The 2,851-nt window shown below is 70.3% G+C and carries 1 protein-coding gene; it reads right to left on the bottom strand.

From position 1 onward, the window contains the following. On the bottom strand, positions 1 to 2,610 hold a 2,610-nt coding region (locus ACQKIP_RS44290), incomplete at its 3' end, for a tetratricopeptide repeat protein (RefSeq protein ID WP_427745586.1). Between the last annotated feature and the right edge of the window lie 241 nt (positions 2,611 to 2,851).

The raw sequence follows: 2,851 nt of genomic DNA, 5'->3' as shown, positions 1-2,851 counted from the left end.
CCACACCCGGGGCAGCATCCCTCCGGGGGGAGTCCCGTGCGCCTCCTCCAACGTGGCTGCCAGAGCGGTCAGAACAGGTTCCGCGGCCGCCTCCCAGAGCCATTCCAGTACCCCGCGCAGTGTGCGCTGTGCGGCGATGCGGTCCCCATCGGGTGCCCATGCCTCGTCCAGGGCCTGATAGAAGCTGTCGACCTGTGCGGAGACGCGGTCGTGGGTCAATCGGGGCAGCGGGCACGAGGTGATGCCCTTGCCGGTCAGGAGCAGGGCATCGCTGCGGTAGCGGCTGATGTTGAAGGTCACCACAGGGCCGTGCGCAGCTTCGGCCAGCAGGTCCTCGATGGTCGGCGGCAGGCCGAAGGACGCAAAATCCGCCTGGCCGCGGATACGGGTCGTCAGCTCTTCCAGTTCGGACACCAACAGATGCCGCTCGCGTCCCGCGTCAGATCCTGGCGGCAACTCCGCGCCTGCGAACTGTCCTTGATCCTGGTCGAGCAGTCCGCGCAGCTCGGTGAAGCGTGTGGCCATGCGGGGGTGGCGGGCGCGCAGTTCGGACAGGTCATCGCGTGTGTCCAGGGCCTGGGACAGGAGTACGGCGCGGCCGGCTTCCGCCAGCCGCAGGGCCCGCGCGGCGCGCTCCGAGGCAGTGCCCGCGGGGTCGGCGAGGGCCAGGGCGGCCGCGTCGGCGGCGAGGTCGATCGTGTCGGTGGCCAGGAAATACTGCTGATCGCTGCGTCGCAGCCGTCGTGGCGCCACCTGTGGCAGCAACAGGACGGCTTGTTCCAGAAAGGCGGCGGCCCGGCCGGGATCGGACGGCGCCGCCAGGCGCGCGGCGTTGCGCGCCGCGCGGACACGCAGCCGCGGCGGTGCGGTCCGCGACGCGGCTGCTTCTTCCCAGGCGCTTTGTTCTTCCGTGGTGTCGGTGTGGCTGCCGTCCTGTGCGGAACGCAGCTGGAGGGCCTGGGCGAGGTTGATCAGGATGCCGGCGCGGTTGGGGTGGTCGGCGGGCATGAGGCGAAGGGCGTCGCGGCCGGCCTGCGCCGCCGCGTCCGCATCCCGCGGGTCCCGGGTGTGCTGGAACCGCATCCACAGGCCGATACAGAGGTTGGTCAGGGGCATGGTCCGGTGCTGGTCGGCGGCGGCCGTGCGGATTGCGCCGCGGCTTGCTTCGATGGCCTCGTCGAGGTCGGCGAGGTCCTTGACGTGTTCAAATCGCATCTGCAGGGCGGCGGCGAACTCGGCGAGGTGCTGGGCGCGTGTCGGGTGATCGGCGGGGAGGTCTCGCAGGACCGAACGGCCCAGCCGCACCGCCTCGTCCACGTCGGCGAGGTCGCCCGTCCGCTCGAACCGCATGCGCAGGCACGCGGCGAGGTTCGCCTGCCGTGCCGCGCGTTCGGCATGGTTGTCCGGAGTGGCCCGGACCGCGGCTTGGCCTGCTGCGACGGCCTCGTTCACGTCCGAGAGCATCCCGGTGCCCTGGAACCGGAAACGCAGCGCGCTGCTGAGGCTGAGCCAGGGGACGGCGCGGGTGGGGTGGTCATCGGGAAGGATGTGAAGGGCGGCGCGGGCGGCCGCCACCGCCTCGTCGGCATCCTTGAGGTCGCCGGTGCGCTGGTAGCGGTTAAGGAGTACGAGACACAGGTTGGACAGGGCCCCCACGTACGTTGGATCGGCTTGGATGGCGCGGCGGTTGACTTCCACGGCCTCGTCGATGTCGGCCAGTGCTCCGGTGCGCCCGAAACGCGACTGGAGGGCGACGCCCAGGTTGCTGAGGAACAGGGCCCGGCGGGGATCGTCCGCATCAATGCCGCGGGCGGCGCTCCGGCTGAGGTCCACGGCCTCGTCCGCGTCTGCCAGGTCGTGGGTGCGAAGGAAGCGCATGCGCAGAGCGGCGCCCAGGTTGGTCAGGTACCCGAATCGGTCGGCATCGTTCGCGTCGGCGAACTTGACGGCCGTGCGACCGGACTGCACCGCCTCGTTGACATCGCTCAGGTCGCCGGTGCGCTGATAGCGGTTCACCAGTGCGCCGCAGAGGTTTCCGTGGAAGAGCGAGTGACGCGAACCCGTCCGGGCGGCGATCCGGCCTGCCGCTATGGCGCCGTTGACGTCGGTGAGGTCGCCGCCGCGCTGGAAGCGTGTGTCCAGGAGCGTTCCGAGCAAGCCGTGGACAAGCGGGTAGGCCCGATGGTTGTCCGGCAGGTGGCGGGTGATGCGCCGGGTGAGGTCGACGGCGAATTGCGCGAGCCCCGGGTCGGTGTCGCTCAACGTACGCCTGACCAGGTCTCTCGCATCGGGGATCGCCCTTTCGGCGAGAGATGCCATCAGCGCTGGAGGCAGAGTTCCCGTTCCCGTCATGAACGGCATCCTGAAGTGGCGCAACGCCGCAGACAGTTCCTGTTCGGCTCGCCCCCGGCGCAGCCCCGTCGAGCGGAAGTAGTAGAAGTAGCCCAGGGCGCGCTCGGCTGCCAGATCGGTTGCGTCCGTGAGACAGGCCGCCAGGTCGCGCGCCTGGGCCAGTGCGGATCGATCCAGTACGGGGGAGGGGTCGTTCCGAGAGGTCACCAGGACCAGGCGGTCCTGGATCGCTGCGAGTAATTCGTCGCGCCTGCTCACGTGGTGCCCCCGCTTCTCGTGGCCCGGTACCGGCCCGTCAACCCGCAAAGATAGAAGCCCGGTTGCCGGGGACGATCGTCTTCGGGCATTCGGGGCGTGTCCGGCCTGGGGGCGAGGGTGCGGGGGCTCGCTCCCCTCGTGGGGCGCCGGATGAGACTCAGGGGTGCATGACGATCTTGCCTACGTGTCCCCTGCGGGCGAGTTCTTCCTGGGCCTCGGCGGCCTGGTCCAGGGGGAAGGC

Origin of the sequence: Streptomyces sp. NPDC059900 (assembly GCF_050270335.1) — a bacterium.
Lineage (GTDB): Bacteria > Actinomycetota > Actinomycetes > Streptomycetales > Streptomycetaceae > Streptomyces.
The sequence above is the reverse complement of the archived record's forward strand: the minus strand, read 5'-3'. Positions and strand labels throughout refer to the sequence as shown.